The sequence below is a fragment of the Solirubrobacter soli DSM 22325 genome, assembly GCF_000423665.1.
Classification (GTDB): domain Bacteria; phylum Actinomycetota; class Thermoleophilia; order Solirubrobacterales; family Solirubrobacteraceae; genus Solirubrobacter; species Solirubrobacter soli.
The window spans coordinates 1-23,882 of the sequence record NZ_AUIK01000030.1 but is presented as its reverse complement, the minus strand read 5'-3'; the positions used below and the strand labels follow the sequence as shown (position 1 = coordinate 23,882).

17 protein-coding genes are annotated in these 23,882 nt (G+C 72.0%); 7 read left to right on the top strand and 10 right to left on the bottom strand.

The window, feature by feature from the left end:
• Positions 1-3: 3 nt before the first annotated feature.
• The 4 genes from G569_RS58810 to G569_RS51150 all read right to left on the bottom strand — a co-directional run bounded on the left by G569_RS58810 (position 4) and on the right by G569_RS51150 (position 5,910).
• On the bottom strand, positions 4-2,574 hold the full coding sequence (locus G569_RS58810) for a putative bifunctional diguanylate cyclase/phosphodiesterase (RefSeq protein WP_053226910.1): 2,571 nt from the start codon (positions 2,572-2,574) through the stop codon (positions 4-6).
• A gap of 89 nt (positions 2,575-2,663) precedes the next feature.
• The gene (locus G569_RS0124140; protein WP_064750440.1) at positions 2,664-3,965 is read right to left on the bottom strand and encodes a dihydrolipoamide acetyltransferase family protein; all 1,302 of its coding nucleotides are present in this window, start codon (positions 3,963-3,965) and stop codon (positions 2,664-2,666) included.
• Positions 3,966-3,984: 19 nt separating this feature from the next.
• Positions 3,985-4,947 carry an alpha-ketoacid dehydrogenase subunit beta gene (locus tag G569_RS0124135; protein ID WP_028065322.1) on the bottom strand — a complete coding sequence of 321 codons (963 nt, stop codon included), beginning with the start codon at positions 4,945-4,947 and terminating at the stop codon, positions 3,985-3,987.
• A 3-nt stretch (positions 4,948-4,950) separates the two neighbouring features.
• On the bottom strand, positions 4,951-5,910 hold the full coding sequence (locus G569_RS51150) for a thiamine pyrophosphate-dependent dehydrogenase E1 component subunit alpha (protein WP_064750438.1): 960 nt from the start codon (positions 5,908-5,910) through the stop codon (positions 4,951-4,953).
• Positions 5,911-6,147: 237 nt separating this feature from the next.
• Here G569_RS51150 and G569_RS0124125 point away from each other — a divergent pair, with 237 nt between their 5' ends.
• The 6 genes from G569_RS0124125 (at position 6,148) to G569_RS0124105 (ending at position 12,894) form a co-directional block, all read left to right on the top strand.
• Entirely contained in the window at positions 6,148-6,720 is a 573-nt protein-coding gene (locus G569_RS0124125) for a hypothetical protein (RefSeq protein WP_157592273.1), read from the top strand.
• A gap of 85 nt (positions 6,721-6,805) precedes the next feature.
• Positions 6,806-8,197 (top strand): cytochrome ubiquinol oxidase subunit I, encoded by a 1,392-nt coding sequence (locus tag G569_RS0124120; RefSeq protein WP_028065320.1) that lies wholly within the window; start codon positions 6,806-6,808, stop codon positions 8,195-8,197.
• A 2-nt stretch (positions 8,198-8,199) separates the two neighbouring features.
• On the top strand, positions 8,200-9,213 hold the full coding sequence (gene cydB / locus G569_RS51145) for a cytochrome d ubiquinol oxidase subunit II (RefSeq protein WP_053226909.1): 1,014 nt from the start codon (positions 8,200-8,202) through the stop codon (positions 9,211-9,213).
• On the top strand, positions 9,210-10,817 hold the full coding sequence (gene cydD, locus G569_RS58805; protein WP_053226908.1) for a thiol reductant ABC exporter subunit CydD: 1,608 nt from the start codon (positions 9,210-9,212) through the stop codon (positions 10,815-10,817). Before cydB ends, cydD begins: the two co-directional genes overlap by 4 nt.
• Positions 10,814-12,385: a thiol reductant ABC exporter subunit CydC gene (cydC, locus tag G569_RS58800; protein ID WP_053226907.1), complete on the top strand. Its 1,572-nt coding sequence runs from the start codon at positions 10,814-10,816 to the stop codon at positions 12,383-12,385. Before cydD ends, cydC begins: the two co-directional genes overlap by 4 nt.
• Before the next feature lie 65 nt (positions 12,386-12,450).
• Complete coding sequence (locus tag G569_RS0124105; RefSeq protein WP_028065319.1) at positions 12,451-12,894, top strand: VOC family protein; 444 nt, start codon at positions 12,451-12,453, stop codon at positions 12,892-12,894.
• Here the strand turns inward: G569_RS0124105 and G569_RS0124100 are convergent.
• The 6 genes from G569_RS0124100 to G569_RS0124075 form a co-directional block, all read right to left on the bottom strand.
• Positions 12,891-14,180: a dihydrolipoamide acetyltransferase family protein gene (locus G569_RS0124100; protein WP_028065318.1), complete on the bottom strand. Its 1,290-nt coding sequence runs from the start codon at positions 14,178-14,180 to the stop codon at positions 12,891-12,893. The two genes, G569_RS0124105 and G569_RS0124100, sit on opposite strands and share 4 nt — an antisense overlap.
• A gap of 5 nt (positions 14,181-14,185) precedes the next feature.
• A complete protein-coding gene (locus G569_RS51135; RefSeq protein ID WP_157592272.1) occupies positions 14,186-15,805 on the bottom strand; it encodes a sensor histidine kinase in 1,620 nt (539 codons plus the stop codon).
• Positions 15,806-15,818: 13 nt separating this feature from the next.
• Entirely contained in the window at positions 15,819-16,175 is a 357-nt protein-coding gene (locus G569_RS51130; RefSeq protein ID WP_053226905.1) for a Fur family transcriptional regulator, read from the bottom strand.
• Between the two features lie 75 nt (positions 16,176-16,250).
• The gene (locus G569_RS51125) at positions 16,251-17,459 is read right to left on the bottom strand and encodes a tetratricopeptide repeat protein (protein WP_053226904.1); all 1,209 of its coding nucleotides are present in this window, start codon (positions 17,457-17,459) and stop codon (positions 16,251-16,253) included.
• On the bottom strand, positions 17,459-18,904 hold the full coding sequence (locus G569_RS51120; RefSeq protein ID WP_084285481.1) for a DUF4331 domain-containing protein: 1,446 nt from the start codon (positions 18,902-18,904) through the stop codon (positions 17,459-17,461). Before G569_RS51120 ends, G569_RS51125 begins: the two co-directional genes overlap by 1 nt.
• A gap of 87 nt (positions 18,905-18,991) precedes the next feature.
• Complete coding sequence (locus G569_RS0124075; RefSeq protein ID WP_028065317.1) at positions 18,992-20,947, bottom strand: PKD domain-containing protein; 1,956 nt, start codon at positions 20,945-20,947, stop codon at positions 18,992-18,994.
• Positions 20,948-20,993: 46 nt separating this feature from the next.
• Between G569_RS0124075 and G569_RS66055 the strand changes: the two genes are divergently transcribed.
• A complete protein-coding gene (locus G569_RS66055; protein WP_053226902.1) occupies positions 20,994-23,444 on the top strand; it encodes a serine/threonine-protein kinase in 2,451 nt (816 codons plus the stop codon).
• Positions 23,445-23,882 lie beyond the last annotated feature (438 nt).

Below are 23,882 nucleotides of genomic sequence, written 5' to 3'. Positions count from 1 at the left end.
CGTCTAGGTTACGGAAGCGCCCAGGTGGGCCAGCGACGCCTCGGCGTCGAGGGGGCGGGCGAAGAGGAAGCCCTGCCCGAAGTCGCAGCCGAGCGCCTGCAGCGCGTACCACTGGTCCTCGGTCTCGATGCCCTCGGCCACCACCTTCAGGCCGAGCGCGGCGCCGAGGCCGACGATGCCCGCGGTCAGCGCGGGGGCGCCGTCGCGCAGGAACGAGCGATCGAGCTTGAGGATGTCGACCGGGAGGCGGCTGAGGTAGCTCAGCGACGAGAAGCCGGTGCCGAAGTCGTCGAGCGCGAGCCGCACGCCGAGCGCCTTCAGGTCGTGCAGCCGTTCGACCGCGACCTCGCCGTCCTCGAGCAGCACGGACTCCGTCAGCTCGAGCACGAGCCGCTCCGGCGCGAGCCCGGAGGCGTCCAGCGCGTCGCGGACGTCATCGACGATGCCCGCGTACTGCAGCTGCTTGGCGGAGAGGTTCACGTTCATCCGCAGCTCGCCGAGGCGCATCGCGTGGCGGGCGGCCTCGAGCAGCACCCAGCGGCCGATCGGCACGATCAGGCCGGTCTCCTCCGCGATCGGGATGAACTCGACCGGCGAGACCGTCCCGCGCTCAGGGTGGTGCCAGCGCAGCAGCGCCTCGAAGCCCGCGATCGACCCGTCGTCGAGCCGCACCACCGGCTGGTAGTGCAGCTCGAGCTCCGCGGCGTCGATCGCCCGCTCGAGGTCCGAGCGCAGCTCCAGCCGGGCCAGCACGCCCGCGTGCATCGCGGGCTCGAACAGGCGGTAGCCGCCCTTGCCGTCGCGCTTGGCGGTGTACATGGCCGCGTCGGCGTCGCGGATCAGCTCCTCGGCGGTGCGCGCGTCGCCGGCGACGGCGACGGCCACGCCGACGCTCGTGTGCAGGGCGATCTCCCGCCCGCCCACGCGCAGCGGCTCGGCGAGCAGGTCGAGCACGCGCTGGGCGGCGTCGGCGGCCGTCTGGCTGTCGACCTCCTCGAGCAGGATCGCGAACTCGTCGCCGCCGAAGCGGGCGGCGGTGTCGACGCTGCGCACGGCGCCGTCGAGCCGGCGCGCGGCCGCGACCAGCACCTCGTCCCCGACCGTGTGCCCGAGCGAGTCGTTGATCTCCTTGAAGTCGTCGAGGTCGAGGAACAGGATCGCCTGCGTCGAGCCTTCGCGGCGGCCGCGGGCGAGCGCCTGGCGCGTGTGCTCGATGAACATCGGGCGGTTGGCGAGCCCGGTCAGCGTGTCGTGGAAGGCCTGGTGGGTGAGCTCGGCCTCGAAGGCCTTGCGCTCGGAGACGTCGCGGGCGTTGAGCAGGATGCCGCCGACGTGCTCGGTGCCGGTCAGGTTCGTGAGCCGGATCTCGAACGCGCGCGGCTCGCCGTCGGCGCCGAGCATCGTGCACTCGAAGGGGTGCGCCTCCTCGGTCGCGAGCGCGTGCGTCAGGCACTCGCGGTCGGCGTCGGTGGCGAGGCTGTCGAGCAGGCAGCGGCCGAGCACGCGGGTGACCGACGGGCTCGAGTAGGTGACCGTGCCGTCGGGGTCGAGGACGACGATCAGGTCGCTGGCCTGGCCGACGAGCGCGCCGAAGCGGGCCTCGCCCTGGCGCCGGTGCAGCTCGTCGCTGAGCCGGCGCTGGCGGCCGATCAGCCCGGCCATGCGGGTCAGCACGAGCGCGAACAGCGCGATCGAGCAGACCTGGATGATCACCGAGTCGACGTCGCGCTCGCCGAAGTCGTCGATCATCGCGATCACGGGCGCGATCAGCGATGCGAAGGTCAACAGGCCGAGCCGGAAGCGCGTGAGGACCGTCTCCTTGCGCGGCGCGGGCTCGGCGAGGCGGGCCATCGACGGGTGCAGGCCGGCAGCGCCCCAGAGGATGTAGGAGCCGATCCAGCCGGCGTCGAGCCAGAGCTGGCGGTGGAACCCGTCATGCAGCGTCAGCAGGCCGTAGGTGAAGTCGGTCACCAGCAGCAGCGCGATGCTGCTCGTCAGCAGCCAGAACGCGGGCTCGCGGCGGCCCGCGTCCAGCGCCAGGCGGACGACCGCGCCGAGCAGGATCACGTCCCCCATCGGGTAGGCGACGGAGACCATCTTCGCGGCCAGGCCGAGGTCGTGCTCGTGCAGGTAGGGCGAGATCAGCGCGACCCAGGACGGCAGCGCGAGCCCGACCGTGAGGACGAGGCTGTCGACCAGGCCGCCGCGGTCCTCGCCGTTGGAGCGGCGCCGGACGAGCAGCAGCAGCCCGGTCATCATCACCGGGTACATCGCCAGGTAGGAGGCGTCGCCGAGCGAGGGGAACGGCACCTCGCGATGCGTCAGCGCCGCGTAGCTGTACGTGTACAGATCGCCGAGCAGGAAGAAGAGCGAGCCCGCGGCGAGCAGCAGCCAGGCCGCGCGTGCGGTCGGGCGGTGGCGGACGACGCCGGCGACGATCGCGACGACCGGCGAGAGCCCGAGCACGTTCATCAGCGGAGACGCGCCCTGGAGCGGCCCGATCAGGTACGCCGCGGCCGTGGCGACGCCCAGCGCGATGTAGACGGACCAAAGGGCCGGGCGGGCTCGTGACACGCCCTGAGTAATCGGCGTGGCGCGATGGCGCTTTAGTCTGTCCCGCCCCGGTTTTGAGGCCGGGGCGGGTGTCCGTCAGACCGTGTGGCCTAGTTGATCGGCCAGGCTTCCAACTTCTTGCGCAACGCCGTGAGGAATTGCGCGGCGTACGCCCCGTCGAGGGCGCGGTGATCCCAGCTCATGCACAGGTAGGTCATGGACCGGATCGCGATCGAGTCGTTGCCCAACTCGTCGGTCACGACGACCGGCCGCTTGACCACGGCCTCGGTGTCGAGGATGCCGACCTGCGGGAGGTTGATCACGGGCGTCGCCATGATCGAGCCGAACGGCCCGGGGTTGGTGATCGTGAACGTGCCGCCGTGGGTCTCGTCCGGCGTGAGCTGCCGGGAACGGGCGCGCCGGGCGATGTCCTTGATGCGCTTGGACAGGCCCTCGACGCTGAGGTCCTGGGCGTCGCGGATGACCGGGACGATCAGGCCGCCTTCGCCGAGGCTGACGGCGATCCCGAGGTGGACCGCGTCCGTGTAGACCGTGTGGTCCTCGTCGAGGGTCGCGTTCAGCTGCGGGAACTCGAGCAGGGTCTCGACCGTCGCCCGCGCCTGGTACGGCAGGTAGCTGAGGCCCGCCGCCTTGCGCGCGACCTCGATGCGGGACATGTCCGCCTCGGCGATGGTCGTGCAGGTCGCCGCGGTCTGCAGCGACTGCACCATCCGCGAGCCGATCGCCTGGCGCATGCGCGAGAGCGGCTGGCCGCCCGTGGGCACCGGCGCCGGAGCGGCCGGCTTGGCCACCTCGTCGACGCGCTGCAAGCGCGGCCGCGGCTTGCGGGCCACGACCGGCTCGTCCGGCCGGTACGGGCTCTCGATGTGCATCGGCGGCTCTTCCTTCGGCCCCGATTCGACATACGCGAGCACGTCCTTCTTGCTCACCCGCCCGCCGCGGCCCGTGCCCTCGACCTGCTCGAGGTCGACGTCGTGCTCGGCGGCGATCCGCATGACCACGGGCGAGTAGCGCCGCGCGCCGGCGACGCGGGGCGGCCGCTGGGCGGACGCGTCGTGCTCGGCCGCGGTGTCGCCGGACAGCTCGCCCGCCTCGCCCGGCGCCTCGATCGCCGCCGCGGCTTCGCCCGTCCCCAGGCCGTTCTCGGAGACGTGGGCCTCGCCCGGCTTGGCGTCGGTCGCGATCCGCGCCATCACCGTGCCGACGTCGACCGTCTCGCCGACCTGCGTGATGATCTCCGCCACCCGGCCCGACGCCGGCGACTCGACGTCGGTGTCGATCTTGTCGGTCGAGATCGCGGCGATGATCTCGTCCGCCTCGACCCAGTCGCCGACCTGCTTCTTCCACTCGACGACCGTGCCCTCCGCCACGGAGACGCCCATCTGGGGCATCGTGACGTCGACCAACGTCTCAGTACTCGAGGAGCTCACGGCACGCCTCCCTGACGTCGTCGACCTGCGGCAGCGTCGCCTGCTCGAGCGGGGGCGAGAACGGGATCGGCACGTCGGGCGTCGCGACGCGGACGACCGGACCGTCCAGGTCCTCCCACGCGCGCTCGGCGATCAGCGCGGCCACCTGTGCGCCCGCCGCGCACGTCTGGTTGGCCTCGTCGATGATCACGACCTTGCTCGTCTTGCGGACGCTCTTGAGGATCGCCTCCTCGTCGAGCGGCACGAGCGAGCGCAGGTCGAGCACCTCGATCGAGCCGTCGAGGTCGGCGGTGGCCTCGAGCGCGGTGTGGACCATCGCGCCGTAGGCGATCACCGTCAGGTCCTCGCCGGGACGCGCCACGCGGGCCGTGAACGGCGTCTCGTACGTCCCGCCCGGCACCTCGCCCTTGACGCGGCGATAGAGGTGCTTGTGCTCCATGAAGAGCACCGGGTTGGGGTCGCGAACCGCGGAGATCAGCAGACCCTTCGCGTCCTCGGCGGTGCTCGGCGCGACGATCTTCAGGCCCGGGGCGTGCATGAACCACGCCTCGGGGTTCTGCGAGTGGTACGGACCGCCGGAGAAGCCGCCGCCGGAGGGCAGCCGCACGGTGATGTTCACCGAGAGCCCCATCCGGTAGTACGTCTTGCCGGCGACGTTGACGAGCTGGTCGAAGGCGCACGAGACGAAGTCGGAGAACTGCATCTCCGCGATCGGCCTCAGGCCCTCGACGGCGGCGCCGATCGCGCAGCCGACGATCGCGGACTCCGCCAGCGGCGTGTCCATCACCCGCTTGGGGCCGAACTCGTCGATGAAGCCGTCGGTCACCTTGAAGGCGCCGCCGAACGTCCCGATGTCCTCGCCCATCAGGAAGACGCGCTCGTCGGAGCGCATCTCCTCGCGCATCGCGTCGGCGATCGCCTGCAGGTAGGTCATGGTGGCCATGGCTCAGGCCCCCTTGAAGCCCGACCAGGGGGCGTTGCCGTCCTCGAGCAACGACGGCTCGTCCGCGAACAGACCGTCGGTGACCGTGTTGCCGTCGGGCATCGGCGACTGCATCGCCTGCTCGACGGCGGCCTCGATCTCGGCCTTGACGCTCTCGCGGATCGCCTGCACGTCGACCCCGAGCGCCTCCAGCCGCTTGGTCTGGCGGTCGATCGGGTCCTTGCGCCGCCACTCCTCGACCTTCTCGGTCGGGACGTACTTCATGTCGTCGTGGGCGGCGTGCCCGTGCATGCGCATGGTCACGGCCTCGACCAGCGTCGGGCCCTCGCCCGCCAGGGCGCGCTCGCGCGCGATCCGGACGACCTCGAACATCGCCTCGGGGTCGTTGCCGTCGGCGGACACACCCGGGAAGCCGTACGCCGCCGCACGTTCGATCGGGTTGACCGCGAACTGCTGGTCCAGCGGCGTCGAGTACGCGTACTGGTTGTTCTCGAGCACGAAGATCACCGGGAGCTTCTGCACGCCGGCCCAGTTCATCGCCTCGTGGAAGTCGCCGCGGCTGGTCGAGCCGTCGCCGAACCAGGTGATCGCGCAGCGCTGCTCGCCGCGCAGCTTGAACGCCATCGCCATGCCGGTGGCGATCAGCATCATGTCGGGCAGCATCGAGACCATGCCGACGCAGCCCTTGGTGCGGTCGCCGAAGTGCACGTTGCCGTCGCGGCCGCGGGTGATGCCGTCCTGGCGGCCCATGTACTGGGCGAAGATCCGCCGCGGCTCGACGCCGCGGATGATGTGGGCGGCGAGGTCGCGGTGGAGGATGCAGAGGCGGTCCTGAGCCGACATGGCCCACGTCGCGCCCGCCGAGACGGCCTCCTGGCCGAACCCGTCGTAGAAGCTGCCGGGGACTTTGCCCTGGCGATACAGCGTCATCGCGCGTTCCTCGATGCCGCGCATCATCAGCATCGCGCGCAGAAGACCGGAGCGGTCCTCTGTGGTGAGGTGCTCGGTTACGTCAGGCGGTAATTCTTCGGTGCGAGCGGTTTCGGTCGCCATCTGGCGGTTTCTCTCCCTTCGGGTCTCTATGCGCCCCCCGGGATCGCCAGGTGGCGCGCCGTGCCGGGCGGCGGGATCTCCGCTGGTGCTCGGGGTTCGACGGTGCCGTTCAGCCTATTGGATGGGGGTTTACGCTTGACGCTCCCGATGGTCGAGTCCGTACGGTGGCGCCGACTGCGCTGGCGATTGCGAGGAGCGTGGCAGTGGCCCGCGTTCATCGTGCTGACCATCGTCGACGCCGCGCTCGTCGCCTGGCTGCCGTTCCAGGGCGACGGAGCCGACGCGATGGGCGCGTTCCTGGTCGCCGGCTTCTTCAACCTGCTCGCGGTCGCGCTGCTCGCCCCCGTGTTCGGCTGGCTGCTGCGACGCCGGCGGCGCGACCTGCCGTTCATGATCGCCCGCGACTACGCGGGCGCCGTGCTGCTCGTGCTGATCACCGGCGGGATCCTCGCGGGCGGCCTGATCCACCGCACGGAGCTGATCGAGGACCACGCCGACGAGGCGGCGGTCTCCGCGGCCGTGCACATGTACGTCGCGCACCAGGCGCCGCGGTTCATGGACGGCGTCATCGACAGCGTCCGCCTCGAGACCGACCACTACCGCGCGTGCGTGACGGGCACGGAGAAGCTGCCGCTGTGTCTGTTCGTCAACACCGACCAGCGGCCCGCAGGCGTGGTCCGCGACCCGTCCCGCGAGCCCAACTCGTTCATGCGGCGCTAGCTCAGTAGTCCTCCGCAAGCAGTCCGGTGCGGCGTACGGATGGCGGGCGGTCGCGCGGCGATGAGCATGGCGCTCGATGCTCGCCATGACCTCGTTGGAGCTCGCCCGACTGCAGTTCGGGATCACGACCGTCTTCCACTTCCTCTTCGTCCCGGTCACGATCGGGATGGCCGTCTTCGTCGCCGTCTGCCAGACGCTCTTCCACCGCACCGGCAACCCGGTCTACGAGCGGATGACGATCTTCTGGGGGAAGCTGATGCTGATCTCGTTCGCGGTCGGCGTGGTGACCGGGATCGTCCAGGAGTTCCAGTTCGGCATGAACTGGTCCAACTACTCCGCCTACGTGGGCGACATCTTCGGCGCGCCGCTGGCGATGGAGGGCCTGGCCGCGTTCTTCCTGGAGTCCACCTTCATCGGGCTGTGGATCTTCGGGCGCGGGAAGCTCACGCCGCGCGTGCACCTGCTCTGCATCTGGGCGTTCGCGATCGGGACCGTGCTGTCGGCGTACTTCATCCTCGCGGCGAACTCGTGGATGCAGCACCCCGTCGGCTACGAGTTCAACGCGATGCGCGGGCGCGCGGAGATGACGTCGATCTTCGCCGTGCTGACCAACTCGACGGCGCTGTTCGCGTTCGCGCACACGATCCTCGGCGCGCCGGCGACGGCGGGGATGCTGATGCTCGGCGTCTGCGCGTGGCATCTGCGGCGCGGGTCCGACGAGGTGATCGTGGGGTCGGCGCGGCTGCTGCTGCCGTCGATCGCGGTCGTCGCGCTGGCGACGCTGCTCGTCGGCCACTTCAACGGGCAGCTGATGGAGGAGCAGCAGCCGATGAAGATGGCCGCGGCTGAGGCCCTCTGGGACACCGAGTCCAGCGCGGGGTTCTCGCTCTTCGCGTTCGGCGACGTCGCCCACGACCCGAAGCATCTGAAGGTCAACATCAAGGTCCCGAACACGCTCTCGCTGATGGCGACGAACTCGTTCGACGGGACCGTGCGCGGGATGAACGAGATCCAGCGCGAATACGAGGCGCGCTACGGGCCGGGTGAGTACCGCCCGATCGTCGGCGTCACCTACTGGTCGTTCCGGCTGATGGTCGGCGCGGGCGTCGTGATGTTCCTGCTCGCGGCGTTCGGGGTGCTCCTGCAGCGGCGCGGGAAGTTGGGGGCGTCACGGCGCTACCTGTGGCTGTTGCTCCCGGCGGCGGCGCTGCCGTTCGTCGCGAACTCGACCGGGTGGATCTTCACGGAGATGGGCCGCCAGCCGTGGGTCGTGTTCGGGCTCTTGAAGACCGACGACGCGGGCTCGCCGACCGTCTCGTCCGCCCAGGTGCTGCTGACCCTCGTCGGCTTCACGTTGCTCTACGCCGTGCTGGGCGCGATCGGCGGGCGCCTGTTCGCCCGCGAGGCCGCCCACGGGCCGGCGGTGACCGTCGAGCCCGCTTCCTCTGACCGCCCCGACCTGGTCCTCACCTACTAGCCATGCACGATCCCACTGTTCTCCAGACCATCTGGTTCCTGCTGATCTGCGTCCTCTGGCTCGGCTATTTCGTGCTCGAGGGCTTCGACTTCGGCGTCGGCATGCTGCTGCGCTTCATCGCGCGTGACGAGGCCGAGACGCGCGCGACGATCCATTCGATCGGGCCGCTCTGGGACGGGAACGAGGTCTGGCTGCTGGTCGCGGGCGGAGCGACGTTCGCGGCGTTCCCGGTCTGGTACGCGACGCTCTTCAGCGGGTTCTACATCGCGCTCTTCGTGATCCTCGCGGCGCTGATCGTGCGCGGCGTGGCGTTCGAGTTCTGGGGGAAGGACACGCGGCCGCGGTGGCGCTCGTTCTGGATCTGGTCGATCTTCTTCGGGAGCGCGCTGCCGGCGCTGCTGTGGGGCGTCGCGTGGGCGAACATCGTCCGTGGCGTGCCGCTGGACCGCGCCGGCGCCTTCGACGGGACGTTGTTCTCGCTGCTGAACCCGTACGGGCTGCTCGGCGGGCTGGTGACGCTGTCGCTCTTCCTCGCCCATGGCGCGGGGTTCCTGGCGCTGCGGCTGAAGGGGGACCTGGAGTCGCGGGCGCTGGCGGTCTGGCGGGTGGCGGCGCCGGTCGCGGCGGGGATCGTCGCGCTGTTCGCCGTCTGGACCGCGGTGCGCAACGGCTTCGAGCCGGTGCCGACGGTGCTCTCGGCGCTCGCCGTCGTCGCGGCCGTGGCCGCGACGCGGGTCACGCCGGGGCGCGCGTTCGCGTTCAGCGCCGCCACGATCGTCGCGCTCTTCTGCGGGTTGTTCGCGGAGCTGTTCCCCGCCGCGATCGTCTCGAGCGGGCCGGGGCCGGACCTGACGCTCTTCAACGCCGCCTCGACGAGCTACACGCTGACCGTGATGACGGTCGTCGCGGTGGTGTTCGTGCCGATCGTCGTGGCCTATCAGGCCTGGTCGTACTGGGTGTTCCGCAACCGGCTGGGGGCGGAGGACTTCGGGCCGTTCGAGAAGCTGCGCTCGTGAGGCCGGTCGATCCCGCGCTGCTGCGGATCTCGCGGCCGGCGCGGCGGCATCTGTTCGTGACGTTCGGCCTCGCCGCGGTGTCGGCGGTGGTGATCGTCGCCCAGGCCGCGCTGCTCGCGGAGGCGATCGCGTCGATGTCCTTGGCACCGCTGCCGTGGCTCGCGGGCGTGGTCGTGGCGCGGGCGGGGCTGGACTTCGCGTTCGAGGTGGCGGGACGGCGCGGCGCCGCGCGCGTCATGAGCGACCTGCGCGGGCGGCTCGCTGAGCAGTTCCTGGTCCGGCGGCCGGACGGGCTCGACACGCCCGCGACCGGCGAGCTCGCCGCGCTCGCGGTGACGGGGATCGACGCCGTCGAGCCGTACTTCGCGCGTTTCCTCCCGCAGCTGGCGCTGAGCGCGTTCGTGCCCGTGACGGTGCTCGGGTGGTTGTCGGGGCTTGCTCTGGTGCCGACGCTGATCCTTGCGGCGACGCTCCCGCTGATCCCGCTGTTCATGGTGCTGGTGGGCGTGGCGACGCAGGCGCGGGTGCAGGCCCGCTGGGCTTCGCTGTCGCTGCTGTCCTCCCACTTCCTGGACGTCGTGCGCGGGCTGCCGACGCTGCGGGCACACGCACGCGACCGGGCGCAGGCGTCGACCCTGGCCGCGGTCGGCGAGCGCTACCGGCGCGAGACGATGGGGACGCTTCGGGTCGCGTTCCTGTCCGCGTTGGTTCTGGAGGCGCTGGCGATGCTCGGCACCGCGCTGGTCGCGGGCGTGATCGGGGTCCAGCTGGCGGGCGGGCATCTGGAGCTCCAGGCGGGGCTGACCGTGCTGCTGCTGGCGCCGGAGCTCTACGCGCCGCTGCGGGCCGTGGGGGCACAGTTCCACGCGTCCGCGGACGGGCTGGATGCGCTGGGCCGGCTCCGGAGCGCGCTCGAGGCGCCCGCCGCCGTCGGCGTGCCCGCGAATCCGGTCGCGGCGCCCGCCGGCTCGCTGCGGTTCGAGGCGGTCTCGTTCGCCTACCCGGGCGGACCGGAGGTGCTCAGCGAGGTCTCCTTCGAGGTGCGTGAGGGCGAGACGACGGCGCTGGTCGGGCCGAGCGGGTCGGGCAAGAGCACGCTCGCCAAGCTCGCCCTGCGGCTGGCCGATCCGGCGTCAGGGCGCGTGTCGTGCGCGGGCGTCGACCTGCGCGACGTCGACCCCGCCGCGTGGCGCTCCACCTGCGCCTACGTCCCGCAGCGGGCGCGGCTGTACGCGGGCACGATCGCCGAGAACCTCCGTCTCGGCCGCCCGTCCGCGACCGACGCGGAGCTCTGGACGGCGCTGTTCGACGCCGGCGCCGACTTCGTCTCGGATCTGTCGCTGCGCGTCGGCGACGGCGGCCGCGCGCTGTCGGCCGGCGAGGCGCAGCGGCTGGCGATCGCCCGGGCCTTCGTCCGGGATGCCCCGTTCCTCGTGCTCGACGAGCCCACCGCCCACCTCGACGAGGCGTCGGCGACGGTCGTCGGCGACGCGCTCGACCGGCTGCGTTTCGGCCGCACGACGCTGCTGATCGCCCACCGCCCGGAGCTCGCGGCGACGGCCGACCACGTGGTCGCGGTCGGTGCCACGGAGGTGGCGGCATGAGCGCGCTGTCGCGAGCCGCGGCGCTCGTCGCCCCTCGCCGGGGGCGGCTCGCGGTCGCCGTCGCGTTCGGCGCCGCGGCGGTGCTCGCGTCGGTCGGGCTTCTCACCACCTCGGGCTACCTGATCGTGCGGGCGTCGGAGCAGCCGCCGATCCTGCAGTTGACGATGGCGATCGTTGGAGTGCGGGCGTTCGGGATCGCGCGGGCGGGGCTGCGCTACGGGGAGCGGCTGACGACGCACGATCTGGCGTTCCGGGTGCTCGCGGACCTGCGGGAGCGGTTCTACGCGCGCCTCGCGCCGCTCGTGCCCGCCGGGCTGCCGGGGCTGCGGACCGGCGACGTGCTGAGCCGCTTCGTCGCCGACGTCGACCAGCTCCAGCACCTGTATCTGCGCGCGCTCGTCCCGCCCGTGGTCGCCGCGCTCGTGATCGGTGTCACGGGGACGATCGCGCGGCTGATCCTGCCCGCCGCGGGCTTCGTGCTCGTGGGGGCGCTCGTCCTCGCCGCCCTTGCGGTCCCGGCGGCGGCGGGCCTGACCGCGCGCACCGCCGCCCGCCGCCAGGCGCCGGCACGCGCGGAGCTCACGTCCGAGCTCGTCGAGGCGCTCGGCGGCGCCGCGGAGCTCGCGCTGCTCGGCCAGGACCAGGAACGGCTGCGCCGCGTTCGCGCGGCCGACGCGCGACTCGCGCGGCTGACCGGCCGCGACGCGCTCGCCGGCGGCCTCGCGAACGGCGTCGCCACCGCGCTCGCGGGCCTCGCGGTCGTGGCGGTGCTCGCGGTGTCGATCGGCAACACGTCCCCGGTCGCCCTCGGCGCCCTTGCCCTCCTGACGATCGCCGCGTTCGAGGTCGTCCCGCCGCTCGCGGGCGCCGCGCAGCACCTCGGCGCCTGCGCCGAAGCCGCCCGGCGGCTCGAGGCGCTGACGGACGCGCCGGTCCCGGTCACCGACCCATCCGCGCCGCTCCCGGCGGCGGGGCCCGTGCTCGCGGCGCGCGGAGTCGACTGGCGGGGCGTGCTCGGCGGCGTCGACATCGAGCTGGCGCCCGGGCGGTCGGTCGCGCTGCTCGGGCCGAGCGGGTGTGGGAAGACCACGCTCGCGCACCTGCTCGTGCGGCTGCGCGACCCGGACCGGGGCGTCGTCACCTACGGCGGCGTGGACGTCAGGCAGCTCGCGCAGGACGACCTGCGCCGCCACGTCGTGCTGATCGCGCAGGACGCGCACCTGTTCGCCACGACCGTGCGCGAGAACCTCAGGCTCGCGAACCGCGACGCGACCGACGACGAATTGCGCGAGGCGCTCGACGCGGTCGGCCTCGACATCGACCTCGACACCCACGTCGGTGAGGAGGGCGAACGGCTCTCCGGCGGGCAGCGGCGTCGCGTCGCGGTCGCGCGTGGGCTGCTGACCACCGCGCCGCTGGTGATCTTCGACGAGCCGGCCGCGCACCTCGACCCGCCGGCGGCGCGGGCGCTGCACGAACGCCTCGGCGCACGCGGGGGCGTGCTGGTGATCGCCCACACCCGCGCGGGCCTGGAGCACTTCGACGAGATATTCGAGCTGGACCGATGAGTTTCGCCGGCCGGCCCGGTCTTGTGGGACGTACGCCGTCGCGGCACCGACTGGAGGCCCCACCCATGACCGATCAAGCACACCCCGGCCGCATGCTGTTCGTGAACATGCCCGTGGCGGACGTGGAGCGCAGCAAGGCGTTCTTCGCGAAGCTCGGGTTCAGCTTCAACCCGATGTTCACCGACGAGTCCGCCGCCTGCATGCTGGTCGGCGAGCAGGCGTTCGTCATGCTGCTCAGCCGCGAGCGGTTCGCGGACTTCGCGAAGCTGCCGGTCGGCGATCCCACGACGCACACGCTGGCGCTGTACAGCTTCAGCGTGGCCTCCCGCGACGAGGTCGACACGGTCGGCGCCGCCGCGCTCGAGGCGGGCGGCACCGAGGCCGACGAAGCCGAGGATCACGGCTTCATGTACTCACGCGCCTTCTACGACCTCGACGGCCACGGGTGGCAGGTCATGTGGATGGACCCGGCCGCGGCAGAGCAGAGCGCCGAGGAGGTCGCCGCCTAGAGCGCCAGGTGCAACGGCGACTCGAGGTACTCGCGGATCTTCGCCAGGAACTCCGCGGCCTCGGCGCCGTACAGAATCCGGTGGTCGCAGGTCAGCGTCAGCTCCATCGTGTTGCGGATCACGACCTCGCCGTCGCGCACGACCGGCTTCGGCGAGAGCTCGCCGACGGCCAGGATCGCCGCCTGCGGCGGGTTGATCACCGCGACGAAGCGGCGGATGCCGTACATGCCGAGGTTGGAGATCGTGAAGGTGCCGGCGGAGAGCTCGGGCGGCGTGATCTTCCCCTCGCGGACGCGTTCGGCGAGGCGGCGGGCCTCGCCGGCGATCGTGCCGAGCGACTTCTTGTCGGCGTCGAAGACGGTCGGCACCACCAGCGCGTCCTGGCCCGCGACCGCGACCCCGATGTTGATCCGCGAGTAGAGCTCGAACTGGCCGTCGCGGTACGCGCCGTTGGCGCGCGGGAAGTCACGCAGCGCCAGCGCGGAGGCCTTGATGACGAGGTCGTTGAACGACGGCGCCGGACCGTCGCCGGCGGCCGCCTTCAAGGACTTGCGGAAGTCGACCGCGTCCTCCATGTCGACCTCGAGCGTCATGACGAAGTCCGGCGCGGTCGCCTTGGACTCCGCCATCCGCCGCGCGACCGTGCGCTGCAGGCGGTTGAGCTCGACGAACTCGACGTCCCCGCGGCCGGCCTCGCCCTCGCGGGCGGGCTTGCGCGGCTCGTCCTGCTTGCGCTCCGGCTTCTCCTCGGCCTCGGCCTCCGGCTCCTCGCCGCTCGCCTTCTCGATGTCGGCCTTGACGATCCGCCCGCCCGGGCCGGTCCCCTCGATGTCGGAGAGGTCGAGACCGCGCTCCTGCGCCATGCGTCGCGCGATCGGCGAGGCCTTCACGCGCCCGTTGTCGCTCGGCTTCTCCTCAGGCTCGGCCTCGGCCTCGGGCTCCTCCTCGGTCTCCGCTTCCTCCTCGGCCTCGGGCTCCTCTTCGGCCTCCGGTTCCTCTTCGGCCTCGGGCGCTTCCTCGGCGTCGGGCTCCGCGCCGGAGTCGTCCCCGCCGCCGCCCTCGCCGATCCGCGCGATCGTCTCACCCACGGCGAGCGTCGAACCCTCTGAGGCGACGATCGCGAGCGTCCCCGCCTCGTCGGCCTCGTAGGTCATGTTGGCCTTGTCCGTCTCGATCTCGACCAGCTCCTCGCCTTTGGAGACCTCGTCGCCATCGGACTTGAGCCACTTCAGGATCGTTCCCTCCTCCATGGAGTCGGACAGGCGGGGCATGGCGACATCGGACATGGCCGTCAGGCTACGGGAAGCGTGAAGCGGAAGACCGTCCCACCGCCGTCGCGCTCGTCGATCCAGATCCGCCCGCCGTGCCGTTCGACGATCTTGCGGCAGATCGCGAGGCCGATCCCGGTGCCCTCGTAGGTCTCGCGATCGTGCAGCCGGCCGAACATCTCGAAGACGTGCTCGCGCTGCTCCGCGGGGATCCCGATGCCGCCGTCGGCGACCGCGATCTGGGTCATCGCGCCCGCGCACTCCTCCGAGCGCACCCACACCCGCGCCCGGCCGCCGTCGCGGAACTTCAGCGCGTTGGCCATCAGGTTCTGTAGCAGTTGCTCGAGCTCGGAGCGGTCGCCCATCACCGCCGGCAGGTCGCCGATCTCGATCTCCGCGCCCGCCTCGACCAGTCGCGCGGCGAGCGATCGGAGCACGTCGGCGGCGACCGACGCGAGCTCCACCCGCTCCGGCGCCGCCTCGCTGGTGCCGGCGCGCGAGTAGGCCAACAGCGCCTCGATCAGCCCGCGCATCCGGCCGGCGCCGTCGACGGCGTACGCGATGAACTCGTCCGCATCCGGGTCCAGCCGCCCGTGGTAGCGGCGGCGCAGCAGGTTCAGGTAGCTCGACACCATCCGCAGCGGCTCGCTCAGGTCGTGCGAGGCGACGTAGGCGAACTGCTCGAGCTCGGCGTTCGAGCGCGCCAGCGCCTCGGCGGACTCGCGCTCCTCGGTCACGTCGGAGAACGAGACGACGACGGTGTGCGGGCCGTCGCGGTCGGGCTCGACGGCGCGGGTGGAGACCGAGAGCCAGCGCGTCGTCCCGTCCAGGCGGCGCAGGCCGAGCGGGACGCCCGCCTGCGGGCGGCCGGTCGCGATCGTCAACCGCAGCGGGCGCTCGTCCTCGGCCAGCGGCTTGCCGTCGGGCCCGACGAAGTGCCACTCGTCGTCCGAGCGGTTGGGGGCGAGGATCCGCGCCGGGTCCATCCCGAGGATGCGCCGGGCGCTCGGGTTGGCGGCGACCAGCCGGCCGGTCTCGTCGACCATCACCACCCCTTCCTCGAGCGACTCGACGAGCGAGCGGAAGGCTTCGCGGTTGCGCTCCGACGCCCGCCACGTGACGAGCAGGACCGCGCTCAGCGCGCCGATGAACGCCGAGTGGATGAGCGCCCACAGCCAGGGGGACTCGGCGCGGTCGTAGTCGACGATCGCCGCCGTGATCCCCTGCTGGATCAGCACGAACGCCACGGCGGCGCCGAACGGGACCCAGTCCTCGTACAGCGACAGCGCCGCGACCATCACGAAGAAGTGGAAGTAGGACTCGGGCTTGCCGTCGGTCACGTGGACGATCAGCGCCGACGTCGTCAGCAGGCCGATCGTGACGATCAGCGACTGGACGCGGCGCCCGCCGAGCTTGAGCTGGGCGAGCACGGCCCAGACGGCGACCGTGGCGAAGTCGAGCGCGGCCTGAGACGGGCCTTGGTCGAACAGCAGCGAGACGAACGGCATCGCCACGACCTGCGCCCACAGCAGCCAGAGCAGGACGCGATGCCGCGCACGCCACTCACCCTCCGGCAACGTGCGGCCATGCGGCAGCACCGCGCCGAGGCGCTTGGCTGCGTCCCGTAGGCCGCGTTCGGTCACTCCGGCGGAAAGCTTATGTGGCGCGGCATTCGCTGCAACGCCCGACCAGCGCGAAGTGCGTGAAGCTCGGCTCGAAGCCCGCCGCCTCGCGGGCGGCGAGGCGGATCGCGTACAGCGCGGGCGAGGGGAGCGGGGTCGAGCGCCCGCACACCTCGCAGGTCGTCCAGCCGTCGTGGCGCCCGCTGAGCTCGTAGCGCCCGGGCCCGTGGCCGAGGTGCACGTGGCGGACGAGCCCGATCGACTCGAGCGCCTCCAGGTTGCGGTAGGTCGACGCGAGGTCGGCGCCGCCGGCGAGCTCCTCCGCGGTCAGCGGCTCGCCGGCGGAAAGCAGGGACTCCAACACCGACCGGCGCGCGGTGGACACCCGCATGCCGTGTGAACGGACGGTGTTAAGGAGGGTCGGGAGGCTCATGAACCGGCATAGCGCACCGACCCTCGCTTTGGATCACTTCAGCGCGCGACGTGCTCTCTGCGCCTGCCACGGATAGCCGTCGAGGCCGTGCGCGAAGGCGATCCGCAGCTGCTTGCGGCCCTCGTCGCGATGACCCGCGGCGAGCGCGGAGAGACCCGCGTGGGCGCGCCAGATCGGGTCGAGCGCCCCGAGCCGCAAGGCACGCTTCGCCCAGCGGTGGCCGGCCTGCGGGTCACCGCTGCGGGTCAGCGCCCAGCCGAGCGCGTCGGCGGCGCGCACGCTCGGCGCCTTGGCCCAGCCGCGGCGGGCGAGCACCACGGCCTTGGCCGGGGAGCCGTGGTCGGCCTCGAAGACGGCGAGCTCGACGTCGACGTCGACCCCCGCGGCCTGCTGGAGCCGCTCCTCGGCCTCGACCAGCTCGAGGTCGCGTCCGTCGCCACCCGCCGCGAGGTCGGTCTCCCCGAGCGCGATGACGTACTCGGGCAACGGCAGCTTGTCGACGATGTCGCGCAGCCGCCGCGTCCCGCCCTCCAGCCGGGCCATGCCGGCCTCGGCGGCCGGGAAGCCGGGCACGAGCGCGAGCGCCATCCCGAACTGGTCCCGTGCGGCCTTGTCGTGGCCGCGGCGGCGCTCGAGCTCCCCGAGCAGCGAGCGGACGTAGGCGTTGTTCTCAGGCGCGGGCCCGCCGGCGGCGACGGCCAGGCGCATCGCGGTGACCGCGCCGTCGAGATCGCCGTGCAGCTCGCGCAGGTAGGAGACGCGGGCGTAGGCGGCGAGGTTGGGCTTGCGGTCGATCATTCGCTGCAGCTCGGTCGCGGCGGCGCCGTAGCGGCCGAGCTCGACGAGCGCGTCGACGCGCACGAAGGAGCCTTCGTTGCCGGCGCGCAGCCCGAGCCGCAGCGCGCCCTTGAAGTCGTGGCGCGCCAGCGCGAGCTCGCCTGCGGTGGCGAGTCCGTCAGGCGTGCGCGGGTTGCGCAGGACGCCTTCGGCGCGGGTGTAGAACGAGGGGTCGCCGGTCTCGCGCACCCGCTGCAGATACGCGGCGGCGAGGGCGGAGCGCAGCTCCTCACGGTGCGGGGAGCGGCGGACGGCGTTCTGCAACTTGGGGATGTCCGACGACGTGCCGGTGAGCACAGGGCGCTCGACCGCCGACGGCGCCGCGGCCCCGCCGCCCTCCGTGATCAGGAGGACGGCGAGGCCGATGCCGAACGCGAGCGCGATGACGGCGAGCGCCTTGATCATCAGGCCGGCGGCTGCGGGACGGGGGCGTGGGCCGGCTCGACGCGACCGAACTTCGCGTCGAAGCCGCTGTCGGGCAGGGCGACGTACGGGAACGAGGGGCGGAACGCCTTGTCGTTCTGGTCGACGCCGTCACCGAGCGGCAGCTGCTTGCCGCCGTCCTCCGGCTTGAGCAGAGCGCCGCCGATGACGCGCAGCTCGATGTCGGTCACGTCGTCGGCCAGACGGCGGCCGTTCGGGAAGCCCTGCGTGTCACCCGCGAGCACGCCGTAGCGGTTCGGGGTGGCGGTGGGCGGGACGCCCAGGTTGACCTTCAGCGTGTCCGCCGGGACGGCGCTGCGCGAGATCTGGGTCAGGCCCGGAACGCCGGTCAGGAGCGCCTGGACGATGTCCGTGCGGTTGTTCTCCTTGATCCCCAGGCCGAACAGCGCGTTGAGGATCTTCGCGGGCTCGGGGCTCAGCGCGGCGGCGCCGAAGTTCTTGGCGTCGTCGGCGGGATAGGTGGCGTTGTACTTGTCCTTGAGGCCGATCGGGACGATCACCTCGTTGATCAGCGGGTTGCCGAGGCGGCTGACCTGCTTCCAGCGGACGACCTCCTCGCCCTTGCGGTTGACCTTGATCACCTTGCGCTCGGTGCTCGACCACACGCCGACCACGGCGTTGCCGGCCTTCGGGCCGTTCACCGGACGGCCGTCACGGGTGACGTCCTCCGCCGGGACCTGCAGCACGAACGCGTGCGTGTTGTAGCCGGAGACGTCGTCCTTGCCGCCTCCCTGGTTGCCGAGGCCGATCATCGGACGGCCGGGCTTGTCGATGTTGATGCCGTCGAAGACCGCGCCGAGGTCCACGAAGAACGGGTCGTCGACCGGCCCGACGAACGACTTGACGCCGCCCTTGAGGTTGCGGATCGCGCCGTTGGACACGTTCGCGTAGTTCGGCATCGTCTTCGGGCCGACGTTGTCGGGCGCGACCGGCACGTTGTTGGCGATCTGGCGCTCGGAGATCGGCCGCCCGGCCCGGTAGAGCGTGTAGTAGAGGTCGTAGGTCTGGACGAAGTTCAGGTTCGGGTCATTGATGCTGTTGACCGGCGGAACCGCGTACAGGAACGAGTTCGGGTTCCGGAACTTGTTGTGGAACTCCCAGCGGTAGGAGACGTCCTCGACGCCGTCGCCCGTGTTGTCGATCTTGACGTAGTAGTGCGCCTCGGGATCGAGCTTCCCGAAGTAGGGACCGCCGGCGGGGCTCTGCAGCGGCACCCAGTTGGAGACGACGGTCAGCTTGCCCGGGGCGTCCGGCGCCACGAACGCGTAGACGTCCGTGTTGTCGGCGCTCGGGTCGAGCATGATGCGTGGGGCCTCGCGGTGCGAGGAGCCGAAGACGCCGGTGGTGGCCAGCGCGCCGGCGGCGAGGACGGCAGCAGTGGCCGCCCCCACAAGGCGTGTCCGCATGGATTGGACTCCTGGGGTTAGAGGGACAACACGCAGTGCGCGCGTCCCTCCCCCGCGGTTGTAAAACTCCCTGCGAACGAGGTGCGTTTAGCCCTTCGGGACGTGCACCTGGTAGGTCTTCTTGACCGGTGCGAGCCACGGGTTGCCCGGGAAGCGGATCGTGATCCCGACCGTCTTCGCCGACCCGACCTTGCTCTTGGCGATGCTGAAGCTCTTGGCGTAACGGCACTGTTGGTTCAGCGTCGTCGAGCGCGCCGAGATCAGCGTCTTGGCCTTCTTCATCGTGAACAGGACCTCGCCCTTGCAGCCGAGCGCGGCCGACACGCCCTTGGGCAGGAGGTAGCCGCCCTTGATGGGGATCGTGAACTTGCCGCCCTTGGCCGGCTTGATCGTCGGCGCGACGGTGCCCGGGGCGGGCGCCGGCTTCGGGCGGTCCTCGAGCTTGGGTGCGACCGGGACGCTGACGCTCGCGTACCCGGTGTTGCCGGCGTAGTCCTTGAAGCTGACCGAGACCGTGTCGACGCCGGCGTCGCTGAACGGCACGGAGACCGTGGTCCCGGTCGCCGCGACGCCGGTGTAGTCACGCGTCCAGCGGAACGACGAGGGGTCGACGCCGCTTCCGGTGTCCGTCGCGGCGACCGTGAACGTCGCCGAGTCACCTGCCACCGCGTACGCCGGACCGGTGATGGTGCCGGTCGGGTCGGTCAGGTCCTCGGGGGGGTCAGGGGGCCCGCTGATCGACACGCTCTTGTACGCGGTCGCCGTGTTCCCGGCCTTGTCGCTGAACGTCAGCTTGAGCGTGTAGTAGCCGGTCTGCGGGAAGCTCAGCGTCAGTGACGCGCCGGTGCCGACGGCGGTCCCGTCCTTGGTCCAGCTCAGGCCGTTCGGGTCGATCCCGTCGCCCGTGTCGGTGACGTCGGCCGTGAACGTGAGCGGCGTGTTGGTGATGCCGGAGGTCGGCCCGCCGATCGAGCCGGTGGGGTCGACGATGTCCGGGATCGTGTCGAGCTGGTGGGTGATCAGCAGGCCGCCGTTGAGCCCGCCGATCGCGCCGTCCTTGGCGTTGGCGATGTCGACGGCGCGCCAGTCGTTGGTCGCCATCGCGCCGTCGGCCGGCTGCAGGTAGGCCTCGCGCCGGTCGATGCTGTTGAGGATGTAGCCCGCGTCGCCCGCGGCGAGCACCGTGGTGCCCTTGATGTCGATGGCACGGTTGGTGCGGGAGTTGCCGTTCATCAGCCGTGGGCTGGTGAAGCTGTTGCCGCCGTTCTCGGAGACGCCGAACAGGTAGCACCCGGCGCCGCCGGCGTAGATGACCGCGGGGTTGGCGGGGTCCGGCGCGAAGCGGTCGGCGCACACCGAGCCGCGGTAGGCGGCCTTGCTCGCGAGGCCGTTGCTCGACAGGAACACGCTGGCGTAGTCCGAGAGGAACAGCATGTAGAGCGGGTTCGACGGCAGCACGAACGCGTCTTGGAGCGGGTAGCTGTCGTCGATCCGGCAGGTGCCGTCGCTCTGGCGGTCGATCTCGGAGAAGCTCGAACCGGCGTTGGTCGAGCGCAGGAGCGAACCGACCTGCTCCGAGAAGAGGAAGACCGTGTTGTCGTCGGCCCAGCGGACGTGGTTGAAGTCCGCGGTCACCGGGGTCGTCAGCGTGTACGGGCCGCTGGGTGAGGACGGGCAGCTCTGGTACGGGTAGTTGTACGTCAGCGGCGGGTTCAGCTTGGTCCACGTGCCGGCGTCGTAGCGCCAGATCACGCCGGCGTCGCCGACGGCGATGCCGCGGGTGCCGCTCGGGTTGAACTCGATGTCGTTGAAGTTCGATCCGGGCGCGTTCTTCTGCTCGGTCCAGCTCGTGCCGCTGCGCTTGTAGATCGAGCTCGAGGTCGTGAACCAGAAGCGGTCGGTCGTCTGGTAGTCGATCGAGGTGATCGTCTGGGTGGTCGGCGTCGGGACCGTGGTCCAGATGCCGGCGTTCGCGCTCGCGGGCGCGAGCAGGCAGAGGCCGGCCACCGCCACGGCGGCCAGCCGGGTGCTGCGTATGCGCATTGCGTCTCCTTGTATTCCGGCCGCCGTCCGGCCGGTCTATTGCGGAGTGAGACCCGTCAGCCCGCAAGCGAAATACACCCGCACGCTGGAGCGCTACCAGCTCAGCCACGAGCTCGGCCGAGGCGGCATGGCCGTCGTCTACCTCGCCCGCCAGACCGACCTCGACCGCTGGGTCGCCCTCAAGGAGCTGCGCGTCGGCGCGCACGACGAGTCGATCGTCAAGCGCTTCCTGCGCGAGTCCCGGCTCGCCGGCTCGCTCTCGCACCCGAACATCGTCACGGTGCTGGACTTCTTCGAGGCCGACGGCACGGGCTACATCGCGATGGAGTACGTGCCGCGTGGGTCGCTGCGGCCCTACGTGGGGGCGTTGACCTTCGCGCAGGTCGCCGGAGTGCTCGAGGGCATCCTCGCGGCGCTGACGTGCGCCGAGGGCGCCGGGATCGTCCACCGCGACCTCAAGCCCGAGAACGTCATGGTCACCGCCGACGGCCGCGTGAAGCTCGCCGACTTCGGGATCGCCAAGGCGACCGGCACCGCCAGCCTGCTCACCGAGACGGGCACGACCCTCGGCACCCCGCACTACATGGCGCCCGAGCAGGCGATGGGCCAGGCCGTCGGCCCCTGGACCGACCTGTACTCGGTCGGCTGCCTCGCCTACGAGCTCGTCACGGGCGTATTGCCCTTCGGCGACTCCGACGCCCCGATGGCGATCCTCCTGCGCCACATCAACGAGCCGCCACAACCGGCCAGCTCGGTCGCGCCGGACGTCGACCCGAGGCTGTCGGACTGGATCTCGGTCCTGATGGCCAAGGACCCCACCGCCCGCCCCCAGTCGGCCGCCGACGCCTGGGAGACCCTCGAAGAGCTCGTCCTCGCCCTCGAAGGCCCCCGCTGGCGCCGCGCCAGTGTCCTCCCGCCCCGGGACACGACCCAGGTCCCCGGCCCCTACACGCCCCCACCGACTACGGCCGTCCCGTCCGAAGAGGTCTTCGAGACCTTCCACGCCCCGCCCGCGCCCGCCCCGACGGACCGGCCCACGGACCCCGCGCCGCCCGCCGCTGCGGTGCCGCCCGCCCACGCAGTGCCGCCCGCCCACGCCGCGCCGCCCGCCCACGCCGCGCCGGCCGCTCACGCCGCGCCGCCCGCCCACGCCGCGCCGCCCGCCCACGCCGCGCCGGCCGCCCACGCCGCGCCGCCCGCCCACGCCGCGCCGCCCGCCCACGCCGCGCCGGCCGCCGAAGCGTCGCCCCTCGACGCCGGGCCGTCATCCACGCCGCTCACCCACGCCGCGCCCACGCCGCCTCTCGGCGCGACCACGGTCGCGCCGCGCGTCGCCGACGACTCGCCCCCTGCGCGAACGCACGCGCGGCGGCGGCGTTGGCCGCCGGCCGTCGTCGGCCTCGCGGCCGTCGTCGGCCTCGCGGTCGTCGTCGGCCTCGCGGTCGTCGCCGGCCTTGCGGTCGCGTTCTTCCCGCGCGGCCATGCGGCCCCGCCGCCGCCACCGCGTCCCACGCCGACGGTCGTCGCGTCCACGCCGCTCGACGCCGGGAAGGTGCGCGTCACGCTGCCCGGCGGGTGGGAGCCGCTGTCGCTGCCGATCGCGGTGCCCGGGTTGCCGCGCGAGCGGGCGGCGGCGCCCGGCGGCAAGGAGTCCGCCGGGGTCGTGCTCGTCGGGATGGCGCCTGACGACGCCCACAACCCGCGCCTGCTCTCGCCCGCGCTCGGCGACGGGTCACCGACGACCGTGCAACTTGGCGCGCTCGCCGCCTATCGCTACGACGGGCTGGAGCACGACGGCCGCAAGCTCACGGTCTACGCGGCGCCGACCAGCGCCGGTGTGGCGACCGTGGCGTGTCTTGCGCCGGCGCCGGATTGCGACGAGATCGCGAAGTCGCTCGAGGTTCCCGGCGCGAAGGCGCTCCCGCTCGGGCCGGACCCGGCGTTCGCGGCCGGCGCGACCCGCGCGCTCGCGCTCCCGTCCCGGTCGCTGGCGGCCCGCACGCCCGACGGTCAGGCGAGCGTGGCGAAGCGGATCGCCGCCGACTACGGCACGGCGAGCACGCGCGTGTCCAAGCTCAAGACCGGGCCGGCGGACGAGCCGCTCCGGGCCGAGCTCCGCCGCCACCTGCGAGCGGCGCAGGGCGCCTACCGCGCGCTGAGCGAGGCGGCCGCGGCGAACGCGCGCTCGCGCTGGGCGGCCGCGGCCAAGCGCGCGCACGCGGCCGAGCTGTCGCTGCGCCACACGGTGCGCGAGAGCGTCTACCGCGACGCGATCCGTCTCGCCCGGCCGCACACGATCCCCGCGCTCCGGCACCCGCCGGCGACGCCGAAGGCCCCCACGCCGACGCCCGTTCCACAGGCGACGCCCACGCCGCGGCCCGGACCGGTGCCGACGGCGGTGCCGGTCCCGAAGCGCACGCCCGGCCCGACGCCCTGCGACTTCAACTGCCCGCGTCCGTCGGCGACGCCGACCGATCCCGTGTTCGGGGACGGCTAGAACCGAAGGCGGCGAGGAACCGTTCCTTAGAGGTGCTTCCATCGTCATGTACGCAGTACGAAGCGTTTCCGCGCGGCTGTGCCAACAAGTGGGTTGATCGTGTCGCGCCGGCAATAGCGGGCGTTCGGGCGGCGCCCACGCGAGGGTGCGCGGCAAGGCGGCAGGTTTGATCGAGGAGCCTGGGCTCAGCGGACGGCGCGATCTTGGTCTCAGCCTCGGATCGAGCTGCTCGGTTCCTCGTGCCGTCCGGCTCGAACGCCCGTGAGTGATGGGCGAGCTCAAAGGGCAGGCTGAGCGCTCTCGCACGACGCGTGCAATCGGCTGCGGGCGCCGTCGGGCTCGCGCCAAGGACCACGAAGCTCATTGACGATCGGAGGCGTCAAGATGTCCTAGCCTGAATCCCTTGTTGACAAGCGCTTCGGACACATGCTCACGAAG

Excerpts from the sequence above, each read along its gene's own strand:
- G569_RS0124135 (WP_028065322.1), bottom strand. The coding sequence starts at position 4,947 with ATGGCCACCATGACCTACCTGCAGGCGATCGCCGACGCGATGCGCGAG.
- G569_RS51150 (WP_064750438.1), bottom strand. The coding sequence starts at position 5,910 with ATGCTGATGATGCGCGGCATCGAGGAACGCGCGATGACGCTGTATCGC.
- G569_RS0124075 (WP_028065317.1), bottom strand. The coding sequence starts at position 20,947 with ATGCGCATACGCAGCACCCGGCTGGCCGCCGTGGCGGTGGCCGGCCTC.
- G569_RS0124105 (WP_028065319.1), top strand. The coding sequence starts at position 12,451 with ATGACCGATCAAGCACACCCCGGCCGCATGCTGTTCGTGAACATGCCC.
- G569_RS0124140 (WP_064750440.1), bottom strand. The coding sequence starts at position 3,965 with ATGCCCCAGATGGGCGTCTCCGTGGCGGAGGGCACGGTCGTCGAGTGG.
- G569_RS0124120 (WP_028065320.1), top strand. The coding sequence starts at position 6,806 with ATGACCTCGTTGGAGCTCGCCCGACTGCAGTTCGGGATCACGACCGTC.
- G569_RS51125 (WP_053226904.1), bottom strand. The coding sequence starts at position 17,459 with ATGATCAAGGCGCTCGCCGTCATCGCGCTCGCGTTCGGCATCGGCCTC.
- cydC (WP_053226907.1), top strand. The coding sequence starts at position 10,814 with ATGAGCGCGCTGTCGCGAGCCGCGGCGCTCGTCGCCCCTCGCCGGGGG.
- G569_RS51120 (WP_084285481.1), bottom strand. The coding sequence starts at position 18,904 with ATGCGGACACGCCTTGTGGGGGCGGCCACTGCTGCCGTCCTCGCCGCC.
- G569_RS0124100 (WP_028065318.1), bottom strand. The coding sequence starts at position 14,180 with ATGTCCGATGTCGCCATGCCCCGCCTGTCCGACTCCATGGAGGAGGGA.
- G569_RS51130 (WP_053226905.1), bottom strand. The coding sequence starts at position 16,175 with ATGCGGGTGTCCACCGCGCGCCGGTCGGTGTTGGAGTCCCTGCTTTCC.
- G569_RS0124125 (WP_157592273.1), top strand. The coding sequence starts at position 6,148 with ATGGTCGAGTCCGTACGGTGGCGCCGACTGCGCTGGCGATTGCGAGGA.
- cydB (WP_053226909.1), top strand. The coding sequence starts at position 8,200 with ATGCACGATCCCACTGTTCTCCAGACCATCTGGTTCCTGCTGATCTGC.